This window comes from Nocardia concava NBRC 100430 (assembly GCF_000308815.1).
Lineage (GTDB): Bacteria > Actinomycetota > Actinomycetes > Mycobacteriales > Mycobacteriaceae > Nocardia > Nocardia concava.
Genome location: NZ_BAFX01000074.1, coordinates 215612 through 236980, shown reverse-complemented (window position 1 = coordinate 236980; position 21369 = coordinate 215612). Strand labels below are relative to the sequence as shown.

The 21369-nt window shown below is 68.2% G+C and carries 20 protein-coding genes; 11 read left to right on the top strand and 9 right to left on the bottom strand.

Annotated features, from left to right (window positions below; genetic code table 11):
* Positions 1-14 precede the first annotated feature (14 nt).
* The 7 genes from ON43_RS15525 to ON43_RS15495 all read left to right on the top strand — a co-directional run bounded on the left by ON43_RS15525 (position 15) and on the right by ON43_RS15495 (position 9109).
* Positions 15-923, top strand: coding sequence for a serine hydrolase (locus ON43_RS15525; RefSeq protein ID WP_040808028.1), 909 nt, complete (start codon positions 15-17; stop codon positions 921-923).
* Between the two features lie 204 nt (positions 924-1127).
* The gene (locus ON43_RS15520) at positions 1128-2576 is read left to right on the top strand and encodes an NAD(P)/FAD-dependent oxidoreductase (protein ID WP_051178481.1); all 1449 of its coding nucleotides are present in this window, start codon (positions 1128-1130) and stop codon (positions 2574-2576) included.
* Positions 2577-2740: 164 nt separating this feature from the next.
* Entirely contained in the window at positions 2741-3724 is a 984-nt protein-coding gene (locus ON43_RS42525) for a hypothetical protein (protein WP_157514052.1), read from the top strand.
* Between the two features lie 183 nt (positions 3725-3907).
* Complete coding sequence (locus tag ON43_RS15510; RefSeq protein ID WP_063712553.1) at positions 3908-4687, top strand: hypothetical protein; 780 nt, start codon at positions 3908-3910, stop codon at positions 4685-4687.
* A gap of 221 nt (positions 4688-4908) precedes the next feature.
* On the top strand, positions 4909-5835 hold the full coding sequence (locus tag ON43_RS15505) for a serine hydrolase domain-containing protein (RefSeq protein WP_083913437.1): 927 nt from the start codon (positions 4909-4911) through the stop codon (positions 5833-5835).
* A 175-nt stretch (positions 5836-6010) separates the two neighbouring features.
* Positions 6011-7681 (top strand): APC family permease, encoded by a 1671-nt coding sequence (locus tag ON43_RS15500; RefSeq protein ID WP_051178478.1) that lies wholly within the window; start codon positions 6011-6013, stop codon positions 7679-7681.
* A 45-nt stretch (positions 7682-7726) separates the two neighbouring features.
* Positions 7727-9109: an L-serine ammonia-lyase gene (locus tag ON43_RS15495; protein WP_040808027.1), complete on the top strand. Its 1383-nt coding sequence runs from the start codon at positions 7727-7729 to the stop codon at positions 9107-9109.
* Positions 9110-9197: 88 nt separating this feature from the next.
* Here the strand turns inward: ON43_RS15495 and ON43_RS15490 are convergent, their stop codons facing one another.
* The 9 genes from ON43_RS15490 to ON43_RS15450 form a co-directional block, all read right to left on the bottom strand.
* Positions 9198-9848 (bottom strand): urease accessory protein UreD, encoded by a 651-nt coding sequence (locus tag ON43_RS15490; protein WP_040808187.1) that lies wholly within the window; start codon positions 9846-9848, stop codon positions 9198-9200.
* A complete protein-coding gene (gene ureG, locus ON43_RS15485) occupies positions 9838-10569 on the bottom strand; it encodes an urease accessory protein UreG (RefSeq protein ID WP_040808026.1) in 732 nt (243 codons plus the stop codon). The genes ON43_RS15490 and ureG overlap by 11 nt, the downstream gene beginning before the upstream one ends.
* A gap of 66 nt (positions 10570-10635) precedes the next feature.
* Complete coding sequence (locus ON43_RS15480; RefSeq protein WP_040808024.1) at positions 10636-11268, bottom strand: urease accessory protein UreF; 633 nt, start codon at positions 11266-11268, stop codon at positions 10636-10638.
* 47 nt (positions 11269-11315) lie between these two features.
* On the bottom strand, positions 11316-11543 hold the full coding sequence (locus tag ON43_RS15475; protein WP_157514050.1) for a hypothetical protein: 228 nt from the start codon (positions 11541-11543) through the stop codon (positions 11316-11318).
* A gap of 84 nt (positions 11544-11627) precedes the next feature.
* A complete protein-coding gene (locus tag ON43_RS15470) occupies positions 11628-12422 on the bottom strand; it encodes an aldose epimerase family protein (protein ID WP_040808022.1) in 795 nt (264 codons plus the stop codon).
* Positions 12419-13420 (bottom strand): lactonase family protein, encoded by a 1002-nt coding sequence (locus tag ON43_RS15465; protein WP_040808021.1) that lies wholly within the window; start codon positions 13418-13420, stop codon positions 12419-12421. The genes ON43_RS15470 and ON43_RS15465 overlap by 4 nt, the downstream gene beginning before the upstream one ends.
* On the bottom strand, positions 13417-14805 hold the full coding sequence (locus tag ON43_RS15460; RefSeq protein ID WP_083913436.1) for a sugar porter family MFS transporter: 1389 nt from the start codon (positions 14803-14805) through the stop codon (positions 13417-13419). The genes ON43_RS15465 and ON43_RS15460 overlap by 4 nt, the downstream gene beginning before the upstream one ends.
* A 119-nt stretch (positions 14806-14924) precedes the next feature.
* A complete protein-coding gene (locus ON43_RS15455) occupies positions 14925-15728 on the bottom strand; it encodes an NAD-dependent epimerase/dehydratase family protein (protein WP_040808019.1) in 804 nt (267 codons plus the stop codon).
* Between the two features lie 36 nt (positions 15729-15764).
* A complete protein-coding gene (locus ON43_RS15450; RefSeq protein WP_051178477.1) occupies positions 15765-16568 on the bottom strand; it encodes an IclR family transcriptional regulator in 804 nt (267 codons plus the stop codon).
* 203 nt (positions 16569-16771) lie between these two features.
* Here ON43_RS15450 and ON43_RS15445 point away from each other — a divergent pair, with 203 nt between their 5' ends.
* Genes ON43_RS15445 through ON43_RS15430 form a run of 4 tightly spaced genes read left to right on the top strand, consistent with a single transcriptional unit; the run spans position 16772 to position 21290 of the window.
* On the top strand, positions 16772-17680 hold the full coding sequence (locus ON43_RS15445) for a LysR family transcriptional regulator (protein ID WP_218003273.1): 909 nt from the start codon (positions 16772-16774) through the stop codon (positions 17678-17680).
* 47 nt (positions 17681-17727) lie between these two features.
* A complete protein-coding gene (gene kdgD / locus ON43_RS15440) occupies positions 17728-18633 on the top strand; it encodes a 5-dehydro-4-deoxyglucarate dehydratase (RefSeq protein WP_040808016.1) in 906 nt (301 codons plus the stop codon).
* A 1-nt stretch (position 18634) separates the two neighbouring features.
* Entirely contained in the window at positions 18635-19768 is a 1134-nt protein-coding gene (locus tag ON43_RS15435) for an L-talarate/galactarate dehydratase (protein WP_040808014.1), read from the top strand.
* A 55-nt stretch (positions 19769-19823) separates the two neighbouring features.
* Entirely contained in the window at positions 19824-21290 is a 1467-nt protein-coding gene (locus tag ON43_RS15430; protein ID WP_218003272.1) for an aldehyde dehydrogenase (NADP(+)), read from the top strand.
* The last annotated feature ends 79 nt before the right edge of the window (positions 21291-21369 follow it).

Here is a 21369-nt window from a genome sequence, read left to right as displayed (position 1 = left end):
CATTGTCCCCTCTATTGTGTTCCCTCGTGCGTTCCCCCAAGGCCCGGCGCGTGGCCTCCTCCGCTTGTGTCCTCGCTGCCGCGGCCCTGATTCCGGCCGCACCCGCCTTCGTCCCGATCGCGGGCGCGGCGCCCGCGAATGCGAATGGGCTCGTCCATACCCGCGGTCCGGTCGCCGGATTCGATGCCGATATGAGCAACCGCATTGCCGCGGCCGACCTTTACATCGCCAGCCGCCCCGGCGTCACCGGCTATGTCATGCGCGACCGCGTCACCGGCGGTGTTTATCGAAATGGCAACGCCGACACCAACTTCTGGACCGCGTCGACCATCAAGCTGGCAATCGCGGAGGATCTGCTGAACCGCGCCCGCATCGGCGCCATCCAGCTGGGCCCCGACGACCGCGCGCTCATGGAGTCCATGCTGGCTACCTCGAACGACAATGCCGCCGACATCCTCTGGAACAAGTACGCCGGCTTCGATCGGATGGCCTTCAACAACGCCTTCCGCGCCAACGGCATGACCGGTCTGGTCCCCATGCCGCCCACCACCTCCCTCGAGCAGGTCAAGCTGTTCCCGGACTGGGGTTTCCAGCAGTGCTCCCCCGCCGACCTGGACCGGCTCATGGACAATGTGCTGACCCGCATGCACCCCGACGACCGCGCCTACCTCGTCGACCGCATGCGCCGAGTCGACACCAACCAGCACTGGGGCGTGTGGGGCGCGGGCGCGGCCATGAACCCGGGCCTCAAGAACGGCTGGTCCGACGAACAGGGTGGCTGGGTGGTCAATTCGGTCGGCTTCGCCGGGCCGGGTGAGCGCTACACCCTCGCGATCATGACCGAACAGGGCGATCAGGGCGGCTACGCCGACGGCTCCGAAACCACCACGCACGTGGCCCAATTGCTGTTCAGCGGCCGCTGAACAGCTGTTCCGAGAACACTGACGGACCCTCGCCACGGGACCGCCCGGGAATCCCGGCCTAACGACCGCCGATCTTGTATGTTCGAGAAGGTTGTCTAAAAGGTCTGTTTTCGGTCGGTCCTGATTGGTCGTCGCGACTCACACTGCACTACCGTTACGGGTGAGTTGTCGTAGTTTCACCGTCTGGCGAGGAGCAGGAACTAGATGAACGCCGAGAAATCCGTCGCACAGCGCCATCGGGTCGTGGTGATCGGGTCCGGGTTCGGTGGACTGTTCGCCTGCAAGCACCTGCGCAAGGCCGATGTCGACATCACTCTCATCTCCAAGACCTCCACGCACCTGTTCCAGCCGCTGCTGTACCAGGTCGCGACCGGCATCCTGTCCGTCGGCGAGATCGCGCCCGCCACCCGCATCGTGCTGCGCAAACAGGAGAACGTGCGGGTCATCATGGGTGAGGTCACCGATGTCGACGTCGAGGGCGGCCAGGTCACCTCGCGCCTGCTCAACCAGGACTACGTCACCCCGTTCGACAGCCTCATCGTGGCCGCGGGCGCGCAGCAGTCCTACTTCGGCAACGACCACTTCGCCACCTACGCGCCCGGCATGAAGACCATCGACGACGCGCTCGAGCTGCGCGCGCGCATCCTGGGCTCCTTCGAAGAGGCCGAGCTGGCCACCGATCAGGAGACCCGCGACCGGTTCATGACCTTCGTGGTGGTCGGCGCGGGACCCACCGGCGTCGAATTGGCCGGGCAGATCGCCGAACTCGCCGACCGCACCCTCGACGGCACCTTCCGCAATATCGACACCCGCGACGCCCGCGTCATCCTGGTCGAGGGCGCCGGCGCGGTGCTCGCGCCCATGGGCCCCAAGCTCGGCATGAAGGCCCAGCACCGGCTGGAGAAGATGGGCGTGGAGATCCAGCTCAACGCCATCGTCACCAATGTGGACGCGCGCGGCGTCACCGTGAAGGACCCGGACGGCACCGTGCGGCGCATCGAATCCGCGTGCAAGGTGTGGTCGGCCGGTGTGCAGGCCAGCGGGCTGGGCAAGATCCTGGCCGACAAGTCCAAGGGCACCGAGGTCGACCGGGCCGGCCGCGTCATCGTGGAGCCGGACCTCACCATCAAGGGCTACCCGAACGTCTTCGTGGTCGGCGACCTGATGTCGGTGCCGGGCGTGCCCGGGCAGGCGCAGGGCGCGATCCAGGGCGGCACCTACGCGGCGAAGGCCATCAAGGCCGAGGTCGCGGGCAAGCAGAAGGTCGAGGACCGCAAGCCCTTCAAGTACTTCGACAAGGGCTCGATGGCCACGGTGTCGCGGTTCAACGCGGTCTGCCAGGTCGGCAAGCTCGAGTTCAGCGGTTTCATCGCCTGGCTGGCGTGGCTGGGCCTGCACCTGTGGTACCTGGTCGGCTTCCGCAGCCGCTTCGTCACCGTGCTCGAATGGTTCGTCTCCTTCCTGGGCCGCCACCGCGGTCAGATGGCCGCGACCGAGCAGTGGGTGTTCGCGCGGCTCGCGCTCGAGGCGCTCGACGATCCCACCGAGGCGGCGCAGCTGGCCAAGCAGATCGGCGTCGAATCCTCCTCGGGGAACGGCAAATCCGTGGCGACCGACAAACCCGGCGAATCCACGGGACAGCGCGCGGGCTGAACCGAACCTCCCGCGCGGTATCAATAATGGCCTGACCGGGCCGCGTGTCCCGACCAATCCGGCACACCGGCCGGATCCGAATGTTCGACATCCGTTGACATTCGGGAGAGAGGTCATTCATGGGCAAACGCCAACCGGTCGATTTGGTTCGCGAATCGAGCACAGTGCGACGGCGCCTGGGTTCCCTGGCGGTCGCGGGCGCGCTTCCGCTGGTCGCCGCCCTCGCCACCGCGGGAACCAGTGCGGCCGAGCCGGTTTCGTCCGACGAGAACCAGCCGGCCGTGGTCGACAATCAGCCCGCCGCCACCGCGCCTGACGGCACCGACGCGAAGCCGGGCGTGGTCATCGACACGCCCTTCGGCAAGATCGCGGTGCCGGTCCCGCAGACCATGGCCGACGGGGTGCACACCTACCTCGACGCCACCGCCGCCGAGGTCGAGGGCGCTGCCGCCGAGGCCACCCCGGCCGACGCGCTCGAGCCGGGCAGCCTGGTCGATCAGCCCGCTCCGGCCATGCCCGTGCGGGTCGGCCGCAATTCGGCCACCGGCGTGCGGGACATCCCCAACGCGCCGCTCGCGCCGGTCGATCAGAGCAAGCTGCACCAGCCCGATCCGATGGCCGCGCCCGATGTCGCGCCCATCGCCGCACCGGAGGGCAAGCTGCGCTTCGGCGACACCCAGGTCGACATTCCGGCCTGGCTGAATCCGGAGCAGGCCGCCCAGGTGAACGCGCTCGCCGCGGGCGCGGAGGCGGAGCTGGCCCGCACCTACGATTCGGCCGGTTTCGAGCCGAGCCGTTCGGATCGCATGGCCGCGCAGACCGTGGGCACCGCGGCCGTGGGCGCGGCGGTGGGTGTGGGCGTGGCCGCCCCGCTGGAGATCGCCGGTGGGGTCATGGGCGGGTTCATCGGCGCGATGGCGGGCACACCGTTCGCACCCGCGGGCTGGGTCTTCGGCCCGGCGGTGGGCGCGACGGCGGCCGCCACCCTGATCGCGGTGCCCGCCGCGACGGTTGGCGCCGTCATCGGCGGTGCCGTGGGCGCTGTGAACGGTTACCTGGCTCCGGCCACCCCGGTCGGCCCGGTCGACGAGGCCACCACGGTCGATGAGGGCACCGCGGTAGCCGACGCATCAGCTATCGACGGGTGATAGCCGCTCTAACGAGGCCGGAATCCCTCACCAGGGATTCCGGCCTTTTCGGTGTCCAGCTACCGGCCAGTTAGCTAATTCTCAGTTATGACAACGATTTTCGATCGTCCGTTTCCCCACCAATCCGGGTGACCGGTGGGTTCGAATGTCGAGCGTCGATGTTCCCCTGAAGAGAGGCATTGCATGGCCGCAGGTAAGCACCGAGCACTGAACCCCCATCGCAACAAGGTCGGAAACGTGGTGGCGGCAGGCGCGGTACCGCTAGTCCTGGCGATTGTCGGATCCGGCGCAGCCAATGCCGCACCGTCCGACGTCGCTCCGGTGGCGCAGCACGACGACGCGCCCAAGCCCCAGTGGCCCGCGGCCGACTCCCCGAATGTGAATCCCTATGAGGGCCTGCACATTCCGGGCGATACCAAGAGCTCCATCCAATGGTCGCGACAGGCACCGGACAAGAGTTACCTGGCCCCCGTCGGCGTGCTGCACCCGCCCGCCCCGGTTCCGGCCGTGCCGCCGATCGCCCCGCCGCCCGGCATGTTCCGGTTCGGCGATGTGCAGGTCCCGGCTCCCGACTGGATCGACAAGGAACAGTCGATCCAGATCAATGACAATGCCGCGCAGGTCGAGGCGAATCTCGCCACCTTCCTCGACTCGATCGGCATGGAGCGTTCCCGCTCCGACCGCATTGCCGGGCAGACCATCGGCACCGCCGCCCTGGGCGCTGTCGCCGGAGCCGCCACCGCCGCCCCGATCGAGCTCACCTCCGCCGCCGTCGGCGGTGTCGTGGGGCTCGTCGTCGGCGCCGGTTTCGTTCCGGTCGGCCTGGTCGCCGGTCCCGCCCTCGGCGCCGCATTCGGCGCTGCGGTCATCGCCATTCCCGCAGCCGCCGCGGGTGCCGCGGTCGGTGCCGCTGTGGGCGCGGTGAATGCGTTCAACGCACCACCCCGCGTCGTCGGCGACTGAGTGTTTCGCTGAATTCCTTTCGACGACAGCCCGCTTGAACGAAGCTCTGCGATGAGCTGATGTGCGCTCGCGGTGGGAACCGGCGGTGAGGTCCGGTTCCCGCCGCGCACGCGAGGGATACCACCGCGTGCGCCGGTGACGTTGGTTCCGGCGGGCGAGGGCGGCGGACTCCGGTGCCGGGACCCGCATTCGGGCAGGGTCGAACTCCGAGGCGCCGGTCCATGGCTCGGACGGGCGACGAGTGGGCGGAGGATCCATCGTGTCCGAAAGCGACGACCTATCCCGAGAGGTGCAGCGGCTGCTGCATCGCCATGCCGCAGTGGGTTTCGCGGCGGCGGTGGTGCGAGACGGGGAGCTGTGCTGGTTCCACGGTCACGGATCGGCCGACATCGCCACGAGTACCGCCCGATCGCGACATCGTGACCGTGGGCGCCGGCGCGATCTATTCGAGCACCCGCGACATGGCCCGCTACGTCGCCGCTCTGCTGGGTGCGGGTCGCAATCAGTACGGATCGGTGGGGCAGCCCGCGACACTCGCGAGCATGTTCGCGCCGCAGTATCAACCGGATCCTCGCATTCCGGGCATGGGGCTGGCATTCTTCCGCCATGACCTCGACGGCCACGCCACCGTCGACCACGACGGGCTGGTCTCCGGATTCAGTTCCCAGCTGACCCTGGCCCCCGACGACAACGTGGGCATCCTGGCGTTCACCAATGGCGTGCGCGGCGGCAAGCAGTGGCTGGGCACCGAGATGTCCGCCTTGATGCGGACACTGCTCGGTGTCGCGCCGGAGACGATCCGAACCGATCTGCCGCAGCGTCCCGAGCTCTGGACCGAGCTGTGTGGCCGCTACACCTTCCCCGGCGCACTGCGCGACATCCAGAAGTGGTTCCTCCCCGCGGCACACATCACCGTGCACCGCGGCTCACTCGCGCTGCGCGTGATCAGCCCGATACCCCAACTGTCCCGGGCCATTTCACTGTGGCCCGACGACGACAAGGACCCGTACGTCTTCCGCGCGGATCTGACCGCGTTCGGAATGGGCACCACCCGAGTCGTTTTCAGTCGCGATCGAGAAACCACGGCGACAGCCTTCCACCTCGACGCCATGCCGCTGACCTTTCACCGGCGGGCCGCCGATCACTGACGGCCTGCGCGCATCCGCCAATTCACACCCCGAAAATGTGTTGCAGGTCATGTGCTGGGCGCCCAATATGTGATCCGGAGAGCGGGTGGGAGCGCCATTGACGTGATCCAACACCGGTGCTACTGAGGACATTTGTCCGTTAAACGCGGAGAGTTTGCTCCGTAGTGTCCAAGGTATGGAAATACCTACCGCGAACCGCAAAGGGCTGAGTCTCTTCGCCCTGATCATGATTGGCATTGGTTCGATCTTCGGATCGGGCTGGCTCTTCGGAGCCGGACAGGCCGCCCAGGTTGCCGGGCCGGCCGCGATTATCGCCTGGGTGATCGGTGCGGTGTTCATAGGACTGATCGCCATGTCCTACGCGGAGGTGGGCGCCGCCTACCCGTTCCCGGGATCCATGGCCCGCTTCGGTTCCATCTCGCACGGCCCGGTGCTCGGTTTCATTACCGGCTGGGCGGTTTGGATCGCCGTCGCCGCGCTCATTCCGATCGAATCCATCGCCAGTACGCAGTACATGTCGTCGTGGAGCTTCTCCTGGGCACAGGGCCTGATGGAGGACGGCTCGCTGACGCTCGCGGGCATGGGCATGGCGTTCGTGCTGACCGTGGTGCTGTGGCTGTGCTGCTACTGGTCCGTCGGCCTGCTCGCCAAGGTGAACAACCTGCTCACCGCGGTGAAGTTCGGCATCCCGGTGCTCGCGGTCGTCTCCCTGATCGCGTCGGGTTTCCACACCGAGAACTTCCACGGCTACGGCGGTTTCGCGCCCAACGGCTGGGCCGCGGTGCTCACCGCGGTGTCCACCTGCGGTGTCGTGTTCGCCTTCAACGGTTTCCAGGCCGTGGTGAATCTCGGTGGCGCGGCGAAGAATCCGGGCAAGGCCATTCCGGCCGCGCTGGTCGGCGCGCTGTCGATCGGCCTGGTCATCTACATGCTGCTGCAGGTCGCCTTCATCGGTGCGGTCCCGCCGGAGCAGCTCGCCGAACACGGCTGGGTCGGAATCAATTTCAACTCGCCGTTCGTCGATATCGCCAAGCTGCTGATGCTCGGCTGGCTGGTCATCATGCTCCAGTTCGGCGCGTTCATCTCGCCGTCGGGCGCCAATATCGCCAACGTGGCCTCGGCCTCGTACATGGTGCAGAACCTGGCCGAGACCGGTTTCTTCCCGAAGAAGCTGGCCGAGTCGCACCCCAAGTACGGCACCGCCCGCCCGGCCATGTGGCTGAACCTCGCCTTCTCGCTGATCCTGCTGCTGACCGTCGGCCACAGCTGGCACGCGCTGGCCGGCATCGTCTCCGCGGCCATGGTCATCTCCTACCTGATCGGCCCCATCGCGGTGGGCGTGTTCCGCAAGACCAAGCCCGAACTGCCGCGGCCCTTCCGGCTTCCGCTGGCCAATGTGATCACCCCGCTGGCCTTCACCCTGGCCGCCTGCGCGCTGTACTGGACGCACTGGCCCAATACCGGCCGCATCGTGTTCATCACGCTGCTGTCCGTGCCGATCGCGGTGGCCGTGCTGTGGAAGCGTGGTGAGCGCACCATCGCTCAGCAGCTGGCTCCGGCCTGGTGGATGATCGCCTTCCTGATCTTCATGGCGACCGTGTCCGCCCTGGGTTCACCCGATTTCGGTGGCACCGGCCTGATTCCGGGCGGCATCGATATCGCGCTGGTCGCCGTGGCCGCGCTGGCCACCTACTACTGGGCCGTGCGTGCCGGCGTGAAGGCCCACGAGTCGGGTCTGCCCGGTCCGGATCCGGTGCTGGACGCCGCGCCCGAGCAGGAGAACGAGATCGTTCCGCTCGACGACGTGATCGGCACCGAGTCGGACCGTAATCTGCAGCCCGCCTGATCAATCCGTCCCCCATCCAAAGCCCGAGCAGTCAAAGGTCTGGTCATGGCACTCTCAGTCTTCGATTTCTTCTCCATCGGTATCGGCCCCTCCTCCTCGCACACTGTCGGCCCGATGCGCGCGGCGCAGTTCTTCGCCAACCGCCTGAAGGAAGACGGCCTGCTGTCCCAGACCGCCTCGGTCCGCGTCGAACTGTTCGGTTCGCTCGGTGCGACCGGCCGCGGCCACGCCACCCCCAAGGCGGTGCTGCTCGGGCTGGAGGGTCACTCCCCCAGCACCATCGATCCGGATGTCGCCGATGAGGATGTGGCGCGCATCCGCCGCACCAAGCGGCTGCGGCTGCTGGGCACCGAGATCGGTGATACGCACGAGATTCCGTTCGACGAGCCGACCCAGCTCATCCTGCACATGCGGCGCGCGCTGCCGTACCACGCCAATGCGATGACGCTGTTCGCCTACGACCGCGATGGGATTCCGTTGCTGGAGAAGACGTACTACTCGGTCGGCGGCGGGTTCGTGGTGGACGAGGACTCGGTGTGCGCCGATCCCGACAAGGACGACACCACGGTGCTGGCCTACCCGTTCAGCAGCGGCGCGCAGTTGCTGAAGCACGCTCGTGAGACCGGGCTTTCGATCTCCTCTCTCATGATGGAGAACGAGAAGGCTTGGCGCAGTGAAGCGGAGATCCGCACCGGGCTGCTAGAGATCTGGAACGTCATGCGGGAGTGCGTCAACCGCGGGCTGAATCGTGAGGGGATTCTGCCCGGCGGGCTGGAGGTGCGCCGCCGCGCGGCCACCTCGGCCCGGCAGTTGCGCGCCGAGGGCGATCCGATGATGCACCGCACCGAGTGGACGACCATCTACGCTATGGCGGTCAACGAGGAGAACGCGGCGGGTGGGCGCGTCGTCACCGCGCCCACCAACGGCGCGGCCGGGGTGCTGCCCGCGGTGCTCTCGCACTACGTCAACTTCGTGCCCGGCGCCGATGAGGAGGGCATCATCCGATTCCTGCTCACCGCAGGGGCGATCGGCATGCTCATCAAGGAGAACGCGTCGCTCTCCGGCGCCGAGGTCGGCTGCCAGGGTGAGGTCGGGTCCGCATGCTCGATGGCCGCGGGCGCGTTCGCCGAGGCCATCGGCGGCACCCCCGAACAGGTCGAGAACGCCGCCGAGATCGGCATGGAACACAACCTCGGCCTGACCTGCGACCCGGTCGGCGGCCTGGTCCAGATCCCCTGCATCGAACGCAACGGCATGGCCGCGGTCAAGGCCGTCACCGCCGCCCGCATGGCCATGCGCGGCGACGGCACCCACAAGGTCTCCCTCGACGAGGTCATCAAGACCATGAAGGAAACCGGCGCCGACATGAGCGTCAAGTACAAGGAAACGGCCCGCGGCGGACTCGCCGTGAACCTCACCGAGTGCTGAGAGTCGTTCGGCCACAAGCCATCGACGTGACAACCGGGCGGTACGCGAACAGCGTGCCGCCCGGCGGCATTTCCGGGAGCCCGGGCGATCAGACCGTGAGCAGGCGGGCGGTGCGCGTGAAGAGTGTGCCGCCCGCGGCCAATGGGAGCAGGGCCTCGTCCAGGCCGGTGGTTTCCGATTGCCGGTCGTCGGGGTAGGTGAGGATGCTCTCCAGGGCGCGCGGGCTGGACAAGGCGTCGTCGGTGAGGGCGTCCGCGCCGAGTTCGAGGCGGTGCCGCAGCAGCGGGGTCGGGCCGACGTCGGCGGTCAGGTCGCCGCTCCAGTAGCCGTGGTCCTCGCCGGTGCGACCGATCTGGACGCGCTCCCGGAGGTGTAGGCGCGCACCCTCTTCCAGCCGGACGGTGGTGAAGGTCTCGTGCTCGGCTCCGCCCGCGACAACCGTCGGCTCAGGATCGAAATCCAGTTCGCCGCCCGCCGCGACCTCGAATCGCCAGTGGGCCACGGACTTCAGTGTCTCCCGGCCGGGCAGGGCGATGGTGGCCGCGACCGAGCGCACGGCCAGGCGCGCGCCCGCGCCCACGGAGACAACGATATCCAGCACGTCCCCGCCCAGAGGTGTTGCGGCGGTGCCGATGAAGTGCACCGTGTCGATCCCGGTGCGGCGCGCCGCCAGGCCGCCGACCGCATGGATGTGCGGTAGCGCCCCGGCGGTCGCGGTGATCCGTAACTCAGTGCGAATGGGCAAGGCCCGTGCCCTGCTCGGAAGTGCCCGCCGCATCCTGCTCGGCGGCCAGCTTCAGCTGTTCGCGCACCCACGCCAGCACCGGCGTCGCCGCCGGGTCCTCGGTGAGGGAGGTGAACACGAATGGGCGGCCCTCGCGGACCTTGGTCGAATCGCGGTCCATCACCGACAGATCCGCGCCGACCATGGGAGCGAGGTCTGTCTTGTTGATGACCAGGAGGTCAGACCAGGTGACACCCGGGCCGCCCTTGCGCGGCACCTTGTCGCCACCGGCGACGTCGACCACGAAGATCTGGGCGTCGATCAGACCCGAGGAGAAGGTGGCGGTCAGGTTGTCGCCGCCCGACTCCACCAGGATCAGATCCAGCGGCGGGTTCGCCTCGATCAGGTCGTCGATGGCGTCGAGGTTCGCGGTGATGTCATCGCGAATGGCGGTGTGCGGGCACCCGCCGGTCTGGACCGCGGTGATCCGCTCGTCCGGCAGCACCGCGTTCCGGCGCAGGAAGTCCGCGTCCTCGGTGGTGTAGATGTCATTGGTCAGGACCGCGAGCGACAGTTCGTCGCGCAGCTGCCGGCACAGGGCGGCCGTCAACGCGGTCTTCCCCGATCCGACCGGTCCGCCGATCCCGATCCGGAGCGGCTCCCCCGGCGTCCGCTCCCGCTTGGGGCGGTCGTGGCTGTGATCGTGCGGTTCCCCGTCGATGAGGTGAGGTGGCATGTTCGCTCCTTTCCACCTCATCCTGGCCCAGCGGTGTAAACCCGATGTAACCAGCCCCGCGACCTGCTACGACGCGAACAGCGGCATCTCCCGGCGCAGGTGGCGTTCGGCCAGCACGTCCTGCAGCGGATCGGAGAGCGCGGCAAGCGCTTTGGCGGCCTCGCGGGCGGTGCTGTCGCAGACCTCGGCGAGCCGGATGGTGCAGGCCGCCACGGCCGCGGGATCGAGCGCGAGCAGTCGCTGGGCGGCGGTGGCCGCACCGGTCATGGTCGTGTACACGGTCACCGACGCGATGTCCTCGGGCGACGCGCCACAGACCCGGCCCACCATCCCGAACACGGTGGACAGGTGCGGCCGCAGGCCGAGGGGAAGCCAATCACCCTGCGGCCACACCTGTTTGGCCAGACGCAGCAGCCCGCGCCCCTGGGCGCGCGAGGCCGTACGAGCCGACGGCGACGGGGTGCGCGCATCGGCCTCCAGCTCGGCCAGAGCCGGATCGAGCGCGCCGGAGGTGACGGCCGCGGCGAGGGAGGCCGCGACCAGTCCCGAGGTGCGGACGCGTCGGCGCAGATAGAGCTCGACGGTGGTCACGTCACGCAACAACCCGGAGGCCACGGCCTCTTCCACCCCGCCCGAATGCACATGCCCGCCGATCGGCAACCGCGAATCGGCGAGGGTGAGCAGTGTCGCCAGGCTCATCGGGCCACCTCCGGTTTCCGCATGGCCCGATCCTAAAGGCGGGCGCTCTAGGTGTAGAGGCAGGGCATGGACGCCGAGAGGCTCTTCAGCCCGCAAGTGATCGTGTTCATCACTCCGGAGGATCCGGTGTCAGGAACCAGCCCGGCCACCGGAGCCAGCTCCGCGGTACCGGGCGCGGCGGGCTGCAACTCCAGCGGCGCGGCCATGGCCGGTGCGGCACCGACCCCGGTGGCGATGGCCGCGACCGTACACGCTTTCAACACAAGGCTTCTCATCGACGATCCTCTCTCCGAACACTCTCACCGAATGCGATGGCAGGGAGGCTAGCCGAAAACCCGCTTATGTGAACACGTTTCATTTCAATCTAGGTAGCGCCAGTTCCAGCGGGCGGCGCCGGTGAGCGGAGTGCCCGGAGACACCGCTTCGGGCAGGGTGTTCAGCCCGTCGGGCGGGCCGGATTGGGGTTCCACGCAGACGGTTTCGGCGGGTTCGTCGTAGACCACCACCCAGTGCAGCGGGCTGGTGATGGTCAGTTCTATTGCGCCCGGCCAGGTGACGGTGACGTGGACGCCGTCGGGCATGCCGAAGCAGTCGTCCCAAGGGCCGGGCCGCGGAGGGATGCGGGTGCCGTCGGGGAGGTGGTCGGGGGCGCGGCGTTCCTGCCAGGACGGGGTGAAGGACAGCTCCAGGTCCTTGCCGTCCGGGGTGAGACGGCGCTCGAACCAGGGGTGCCAGCCGACCTGGGCCGGAAAGGGTTCGGCGGTGGCCTCGACGGTCATGTGGAAATCGAGCGCGGTATCGGACAGGGTGAACGACTGGGTGACGCGGCCCGGGAACGGCCAGGGGGCGCGCAGGTCCTGGGCCAGGAGCAGTTCGGTGTCGGTGTGGCGCAGCACTTCCCACGGGTGATCGCGTACGGTGCCGTGAATGGCGTGAGGTTCGGCATTGCGCGGGAAGTGGTACTCCTGACCGTTCCAGTGCAGGATGCCGTCGCGGAGGCGGCCGCACCACGGGGCCATCGGGAAGCTGCCGAAGTGTGCGCCGCGGCGCAGGAGCTCCGAGTCGCGCAGGCGCAGGGCCTCGATGCGGCCGGTGCTCACATCGACGGTCAGCAGAGCGTCGCCCGCATGCAGTTCCAGGTCTCGGTCCGTCATATCGCCACCAGTTCCACCCAGTTCGGATTCCGGCCCACCGTGCGGCGATCCACCACGTGTAGTGCACCGCTGTCGGGGTCGATCGCGTACGACGCTACCGCATGCGATTCCTGGCCCGCGGCAAGCAGGTAGCGGCCGGTGGGATCGATTCCCATGCCGCGCGGGCAGGCTTCGGTCGGGGTGTGGCCGAGCGGTGTCAGCGCGCCGGTGGCCTGGTCCACGCGGAATCCGGCGATGCTGCTGGAGCGCCGCTCGGACACGTAGAGCAGTTCCCCGTCGGGGGTGAGACGCACCTCGGCCGTCCAGGGGTCGAATCCACCCGCGGGCAATACCGAGACGGTGTCGATCGGCGCGAGAAGCCCGGTCTCGGAATCGAATTCGTAGCCGCCGACAGTGCCGTCCAGCTCGTTGGCGACGTAGACCAGCCGGCCGTTCGGATGGAACACCAGATGCCGTGGCCCGGCACCGGGTTTCGTGGCCACGGATGGCGGATCGTTCGGGGTGGCCCGGCCGGTGTGCGCATCGAATCGATACTGCAGCACGGCATCTCCGCCCAATGCCGCCGCGAACAGGTACCGGTCGGAGGGATCGGTGATGATCGAGTGCGCGTGCGGGGGTGTTCCAAGTACGTCGATCGGGTCCGCGGCCACGATGCCGTCCGCGCCGATCGCGTTGATCGAGACGACATTTCCCGTGTAGGACGCGGCGAGCAGGTAACGCCCGCTGCCGTCGGTCGACACGTAGGCCATGTTGTCCAGCATCGGCACGGTCGCCTGCTCCCGCAATTCGCCCGTGCCCGAGTGAATCTCGAAGCAGACAACCGACCACGGCATCGACCGCACCGACGCGTAGAGGCGACGGTGGTCGGGGCTGACCGTCAGCGGCATCACCGTGCCGCCGACGGCCACCGTCTGCACCGGCTCCAAGCTGCCCTCCGCGGACAGCCGCAAGACCGAGATCTCGCCGCTGTCCGCATTGGACACGTACGCGACCGTCATCCCAGCCGTCCCGCGCGCGCCCGCAGATCCAGTTCGATCTCTTCCAGGCTGCGCCCCTTGGTCTCCGGCACGAACCGCCGCACCAGCACGAACAGCACCACGCTGACCGCCGCGAAGATCCACGCCGAGTACGCCAATCCCAGATGCTTCGGATCGCTCATCACCGGGAACAGGAAGGTGATGGCGAACGTCGCCGCCCACAGCACCGTCGAGGCGGTGGCCGTGCCGATGCCGCGGATCCGCAACGGGAAGATCTCCGCGATCATCACCCACACCACAGCGCCCCAGCCCAATTCGTAGCCCACCCAGTACAGGTTGAGCACGATCAGCGTGACGATGCCGGTTCCGGTGCCCTTGCCCATGGTCAGCACGGTGAGCCCCAGCGAGAACAGCGACAGCGCCATGATCACATTGCCCAGCAGCAGCAACGGTTTCCGGCCCCAGCGGTCCACCATCAGGAACACCCAGGCGGTGAAGATCAGCTTCACGGTGCCCATGACGGTCGAGGCGAACAGCGCGTTCCCGGTGCCGAATCCCAACTGCTTGAACATGTCCGGCGCGTACAGGTTCACCGCATTGGTACCGGCGAACTGCTGGCCGATCGCGAGGATGAGCGCCACCACCAGCGCCGGGCGCGCCCAGCGGGTGGTGAGATCGCGCAGCCGCCCGCGCTGCTCGCCGTCGAGGCGGATGACCTCCCGGATGCCCTCCAGCTCGGCGTCGGGGTCCTCGTTGCGATGAGTCTGCTCCAAGACCAGCCGGGCTTCCTCCTCGCGACCGGCCTTGACCAGCCAGCGCGGCGTCTCCGGCAGCGTGAACAGCCCGAAGAACAGGATCACCGCGGGCACCGCGGCCAGCCCGAACATCAACCGCCAGTTGCCCGAACCGCTCAACGCCCAGTCGACGATGTAGGCGATGAGAATGCCCGACACGATCATCAACTGATTCAACGTGGACAGCGCGCCGCGCACCCGAGTGGGCGCGAGTTCCGACAGATACATCGGCACAGTCGCCGATGAGCAACCGACCGCGATGCCGGTAACGAACCTCGCCACCACCAGAATCGGATAGGTCGGCGCGAACGCGCAGGCCAGTACGGCGACGGTGAAGATGACCGCGGCCACCATGATGGTGGGGCGGCGGCCGTAGCGGTCGGCGAGCCGACCGGCGATCATGGCGCCGAACACCGCGCCCGCCGCGAGCGAGCCGCCGATCACGCCCTTGGCGAAAGAGTCCAGGTGCCACGGCTTCACGATGAACAACAGGACACCGGAGATGACGCCGAGGTCGTAGCCGAACAGAATGCCGCCGAGCGCTCCGAAGAAATACAGGGAGGAGACGCTGATCCGCCGTCGCTGAGCGGGCGTCGTTGCCGACTGCTGCATGGGAGATGCTTCCTTTACTGCCAAACGAGTGTGCCCAGGCTCACATGCTCGAAAGGCGAACACAATACAGATTCCGATGCTCGTTCGGTATCAGCTCATGCGTTCACGGATGTGAACGCTCAGAGCGGATTCGCCTGTCCCAGCGGGGTTTCCAGGAACGCGCCGCCGATGTGCTCGGGCAATTCGCCGGCCGGTACCTGGTCGGCGAAGCGCTCGGCATCGTCGAGGCTGTGATAGCCGATGGCTTCCGCTTCCCGAAGTGACACCACCGCACGGGTATTCGCCGAGACGCCCCACATCACCCGGTAGCCGGGCCGTTCGGTGGCCAGGCATGCCTCGAGCAGGCGTGCGCAATCGTCGGGCGACATCCACAGCGACAGCTGCCGTACGTCGGCGGGCTTGTCGAAGCAGCTGCCGATCCGCAAGCAGGACACGTCGATTCCGAATCGTTCGTGGTAGAGGCTGCCCAGCGCTTCTAGGGCCGCCTTGCTGACGCCGTAGTAGGTGTCCGGGCGCGGGGTGCTCTCGCCGGGTAGTCCGTCCGGTCCGGCCTCCCCGATCCGGCGGTAGCCGACCGCGTGATTGCTGGAGGCCAGCACCACTTTTCGCACTCCGGCCGCGCGGGCGGCCTCGAGCACGGTGTGGGTGCCGTCGATATTGACCTCGAGGATGCGTGACCAGTCGTCCTCGCGGCTGATGCCGCCCAGATGGATGATCGCGTCGACGTCGGCGCAGGCCGCGGCCATGACATCGGGATCGGTGAGCGAACCGGTGACGGTCTCGACCCGCTCACCGGGTGCGGGTGGATCCAGCGGCGCCAGATCCAGCAGCCGCAGTACCCGATCGGGGCGGGCCAGTCGCGGGCGCATGAGCCGTCCGAGATTGCCCGCCGCGCCGGTGATGAGGACGCGGTGAATCGCCATGTGTGTACTCCTTGATCGATCGAAACAGGTATGTGATCAGCGGATTCCGGCCTGTCGCAGGCGGCGGGCCAGCTGCCCGGCGGCCTCGCGCAGCTGCGCTCCGACGCGGTGCTGTTCGGCCTCAGTGGTGCGGCCCAACGGCATCGAGCAGCTCACCGCGTCGGTGGCCGGGAGCCGGTAGGGCACCGCGGCCGCCGCACAGGCCACCCCGGCCGTGCCCTCCTGCCATTCGGTCGCGTAGCCGCGGTCGCGGATGACGGTGAGCTCGGAGAACAGAACTGTGCGGTCGGTGACGGTGTGTTCGGTGCGCGCGGGCAGTGCGGCGGGCAGCAATTCGGTCAGCTCACCGTCGGAGAGTTCGGCCAGCAGCACCTTGCCGAGCGCGGTGGCGTGCGCGGGCAGGGTGCGGCCGACGCGGGAGATGAGGTGCTCGGAGCTGCGTGATTCGCGGGTCTCGAGGTAGACCACCTCATTGCCGCACAGCCGCGCGTAGTGGACGGTGAATCCGGTGTCCTCGCGCAGCTTTTCGAGGGTCTCGGTGGCGTACGGCATCACCGGATCGCGGTCCAGGTACGCGGTGCCGCAGACCAGCGCCCGGACTCCGAGCCGGAATCGGGTTCCGGTGTCGTCGGTTTCGATCCAGCCGGCATCACACAGGGTGCGCAGCAGCCCGTGCAGGCTCGACCGCGGGAATCCGGTGGCCTCGTGCATCTCCGCGAGTGACAGCCACGCGGGCCGCGCCGCGAACACCTCCAGCACCGAGATCGCCCGGCGCGCGGACTTCACTCCGCTCGACGCTTCGTCGCGATCGACTCGATCCACGGGACGCGGACGCTGCATGGCACTCCTGAAATCTCGGATTCCGACCGTTCTCGATACAGAACCTCGTCTGATTGCCGATCGTATTCAGATACATGAACTTTCGTCCGATGCTTTGTCGGCATCAGCTGATGCTCAATGAATGTTGGACGGGTATCAGAAGGAGGACTTAGCGTGGCGGCAACACGATCCGCGGGACCGCGGGGTACAGGAGAGCCCGGACGATGACAGGCGACGATCGACTGTCGACCATGTTGTCGCTGGAGCATGTGCGCGGATTCGTGGTGGTCGCCGAGGAGGGCAACTTCCGCCGGGCCGCCGATCGGCTGCGCATGACCCAGCCGCCACTGAGCCGGCAGATCCAGAAGCTGGAACGCGATATCGGTGTGCTGCTGCTGGATCGGACCCAGCGGCAGGTGGAGCTGACGCCGGCCGGGCAGGTGTTCCTCGCCGAAGCCCGGCGGCTACTTGCGCTGGCGGAGGCGGCACCCGCCACCGCGCGCCTGGCGGCCGGGGGCCGGACCGGCACCGTGCGCATCGGGTTCACAGCGACCGCGGGATTCGGTTTCCTGGGCGGCCTCCTCAACCAGCTCTCGCTGGCGCTGCCCGAGATCGAACTGGTGCTGAGCGAACTGGTCAGCGCCCTGCAGTTCGACGAATTGTCCAGCGGCAAACTGGATCTGGCGCTGGCCCGCCCGCCCTTCGACCGGGTCGAGTTCGACGGGCGGCCGGTGCACCGGGACCCGCTGGTGCTGGCGGTGCCCGCCGGACATCGACTGTCGAGCGGCGGCCCGCTGCCCGTGCGGGACTTGGAGGGCGAGCGAATGCTGATGTACGCGCCCGGACCCGCGCGCTATTTCGCCGAGCTGATGAACCGGGTGCTGGCCGGTGTCTCCTATGACCCGGCCGACCGGGTCAGCCAGGTGCACACCATGCTCGCGCTGGTCGCGGCGGGCCGGGGCGTCGCACTGGTGCCCGAGGCGGCGAGCCATCTGCATCTGGACGGCGTGCACTACCGGCAGCTATCCGGGGTGAGCGAGCGCGCCGAGCTGTACGCGGTCTGGCGCCGGCATCCGGCGAATCCGGCGCTGCGCCGCGTGATCGATGTGTTGGAGACCTGGCCGGAAGCCTGAACCGTAGAGAAAGTGAGAACACCGTGCCCGAGACACCACCCGACGCGATGGCACCGCAGGACCTGGGACCGGCCCTGGGCCGCGGCCTGCTGTCGTTCCCCGTCACCCACTTCGACGCCGAGCTGAATCTCGACGAGGCCGCCTACCGCGAGCACATCGCGTGGCTGGCCCAGTACGACGTGGCCGGGCTGTTCGCGGCGGGCGGGACCGGTGAGGGTTTCTCTCTCACCACCAACGAGATCGACCGGGTGGTGCGCGCGGCGGTGGCCGAAACCGCCGGGCGGGTGCCGGTGCTGGCCCCCGCCACCGCCGGGACCGCGGTGGCCGTCGAACAGGCACGCAATGCGGAAGCTGCGGGCGCGCAGGGGATTCTGCTGCTGCCGCCCTATCTCACCGAGTCCGGTCCGGAAGGTCTCATCGAGCATGTGGCGGCGGTGTGCGCGGCGACCTCGCTCGGGGTGATCTTCTACAGCCGCGCCAATGCCCGCGTCGACGATGTGACCGTGGCGCGGATGGCCGAGCGCTGCCCGAATCTGATCGGATTCAAGGACGGCGTCGGCGATATCGAGACCATGACCCGTATCTACGCCCGCATGGGCGACCGGCTCACCTATATCGGCGGCCTGCCCACCGCGGAGACCTTCGCGCTGCCGTACACCGAAATGGGTGTCACCACTTACTCTTCGGCCATCTTCAACTTCGCGCCGGAGTTCGCGCTGGCCTTCTACAAGGCGGTGCGCGCGCACGACCGCGAGACGGTGTACGCGCAGCTGCGCACCTTCGTCCTCCCCTACCTCGAAATCCGCGACCGCCGACCGGGTTACGCGGTGTCGATCATCAAGGCGGGCCTGACCGCAGCGGGCCGCCCGTCGAGCCGGGTGCGCCCGCCGCTCACCGATCTGACCGACACCGAGCTGGCCGAATTGACCGCGCTGGTGAAAAGGATTGCCTGAGATGACATCTCCCGCCGTGCTGGACCGGATCACCGGGGTGCGGATCTCCTCGGTCACCCTGCCGCTGCCGGGTGGCATCAGCGATGCGAAGGTCCTCACCGGGCGGCAGCGGCCCATGACCGAGGTGGCGGTGCTGTTCGCCGAGATCACCACGGCCGCCGGATTCGAGGGCCTCGGCATCAGCTACTCCAAACGCGCCGGCGGCCCCGGGCAGTTCGCGCATGCTCGCGAGATCGCTCCGGTCCTACTCGGCGAGGATCCCAGCGATATCGCCAAGATCTGGGACAAGCTCATGTGGGCGGGCGCCTCGGTAGGGCGCAGCGGCCTGGCGGTGCAGGCCATCGCCGCCTTCGATGTGGCGCTGTGGGACCTCAAGGCCAAACGCGCGGGTCTGCCGCTGGCCAAATTACTGGGCGCGCACCGTGATTCGGTGCGCTGCTACAACACCTCCGGCGGGTTCCTGCACGCCCCGATCGAAGAGGTGCTCGACCGGGCGACCGAATCACTGTCCGACGGCATCGGCGGCATCAAGATCAAGGTCGGCCATCCCGACCATACCGTCGACCTGGCGCGGGTCACCGCCGTCCGCGAGAAGATCGGCGACCAGGTGCCGCTCATGGTCGACGCGAACCAGCAATGGGATCGCCCCACCGCCCAACGCATGTGCCGCGCTTTCGAACCTCTCGCCCTGACCTGGATCGAAGAGCCTTTGGACGCCTACGATTTCGCCGGTCACGCCCACCTGTCCCGCACCTTCGACACCCCGATCGCCACCGGCGAAATGCTGTCCAGCGTCGCCGAACACACCGCACTGATCGAGGCCGGAATCGACATCGTCCAGCCCGACGCTCCCCGCGTCGGCGGCATCACCCGCTTCCTCGACATCATGAACCACGCGAGCCGCCGACAACTCCAGTTGGCCCCGCATTTCGTGATGGAGGTCCACGTCCACCTGGCCGCCGCCTACCCCCTCGAGCCGTGGGTAGAACACTTCGAATGGTTCAACCCACTCTTCAACGAGCGCCTCGAAATCCGTGACGGCCGCATGCACCTGTCCGGACGGCCGGGCCTGGGCGTGACGCTGAGCGACCAGGCACGCGCATGGACCGTCTCCGAGTTCGAGGTCCGATCATGACCCCATTGAAAATGCCTGCACCCCAATCCTTGTATGCCGAGTCCCGGAGGACCTTGTGATCGCGGATACCCCGCTCGAACGGATCGATGACATCGTCGCGGCGGCGGTGCGGGCCGCCGAGGAGATGACCGAGACGACGCCCGCGCAGCGCGCCGGGTGGCTCGAGGCCGCGGCAGATGCGATCGAGCGCGCGGGTGACGAGCTGGTCGGGCTGGCCGTCCGCGAAACCCATCTGCCGGAACAACCGCGGCTGCGATCGGAGTTGGCGCGCACCGTGTTTCAGCTGCGATTGTTCGCGGACGTGCTGGTCGACGGCGAGTTCCTGCGCGCCACCATCGATCACGCCGATCCGGGCTGGCCGATGGGACCGCGGCCCGATATTCGGCGCAGTGTGGTGCCGATCGGGCCGGTGCTGGTGTTCACCGCGGGCAATTTCCCGTTGGCGCTCAGTGTGGCCGGGCATGACACCGCCGCGGCGCTGGCGGCCGGGTGCCCGGTGATTGTGAAGGCGCATCCGGGGCATCCGGAATTGTCGGCGCGCACCCGGGATGTGCTGGTCGCGGCCCTCACCGCCGCGGGTGCGCCGGAGGGCACGTTCGAGATCATCTACGGAGTCGAGGCGGGGACGACCGCGTTGCGGCATCCGGACATTCAGGCCGCCGCGTTCACCGGGTCGGTGCCGGGCGGGCGGGCGCTGTTCGATATCGCCAATGCGCGGCCCAGGCCGATTCCGTTCTACGGCGAGTTGGGCAGCCTGAATCCCGTCGTGGTGACCGCGGGTGCGGTGGCGGCGCGTGGAGAACAGATCGCGCAGGGGTTCGCGGGGTCGTTCACGCTCGGGGCCGGGCAGTTCTGCACCAAGCCGGGGCTGCTCCTGCTGCCGACCGGGCACGGGCTCGAACGGGATCTGGTGGATGCCGTCGCCGCGATCGCGCCGCAGCGGCTGCTCAATGACCGGATCGCCGCGGGTTACCGGTCCGGTGTGGCGGTGTTGCGTGAGCAGGCCGGGGTCGTCCGGCTGGTGTCGCCCGAAGCCGATCCGGCCGACGGCGAATCCGGGTTCACGCCCACCCTGCTCAGGGTGGCGGTCCGCGACTTCCTCGACGACAGCACCGTTTTGGACCGGGAATGCTTCGGCCCGGAGTCGCTGATCATCGAATATGACGGCGAGGACGAACTGCGCGCCGTGCTGAACGCGCTCGAGCCCGGCCTCACCGCCACCGTGCACGCGGAGGAATCCGAGCACGACCGCGTGCGGGCGCTGTTACCGCTGCTGACCCGGATCGCCGGGCGGCTGCTCTGGAACGGCTGGCCGACCGGCATCACGCTGTCGTGGGCACAGCAGCACGGCGGACCCTATCCGGCCACGACCGCACCGCAATTCACCTCCATGGGCGCGGCCGCCATCGAACGGTTCCTGCGGCCGGTCGCCTGGCAGGACTTCCCCGACGCGCTGCTGCCCGCCCCGCTGCGGGAGGCCAACCCGTGGCAGCTCCCCCGCCGCGTCGACGGAAAACGCTGACGGCCAGCAGAAACGCCGAGACCGCCGCGAAACACGCTCGAGCTCAATCGTTCCCAGCTCAACGACAGGACTACCAGGC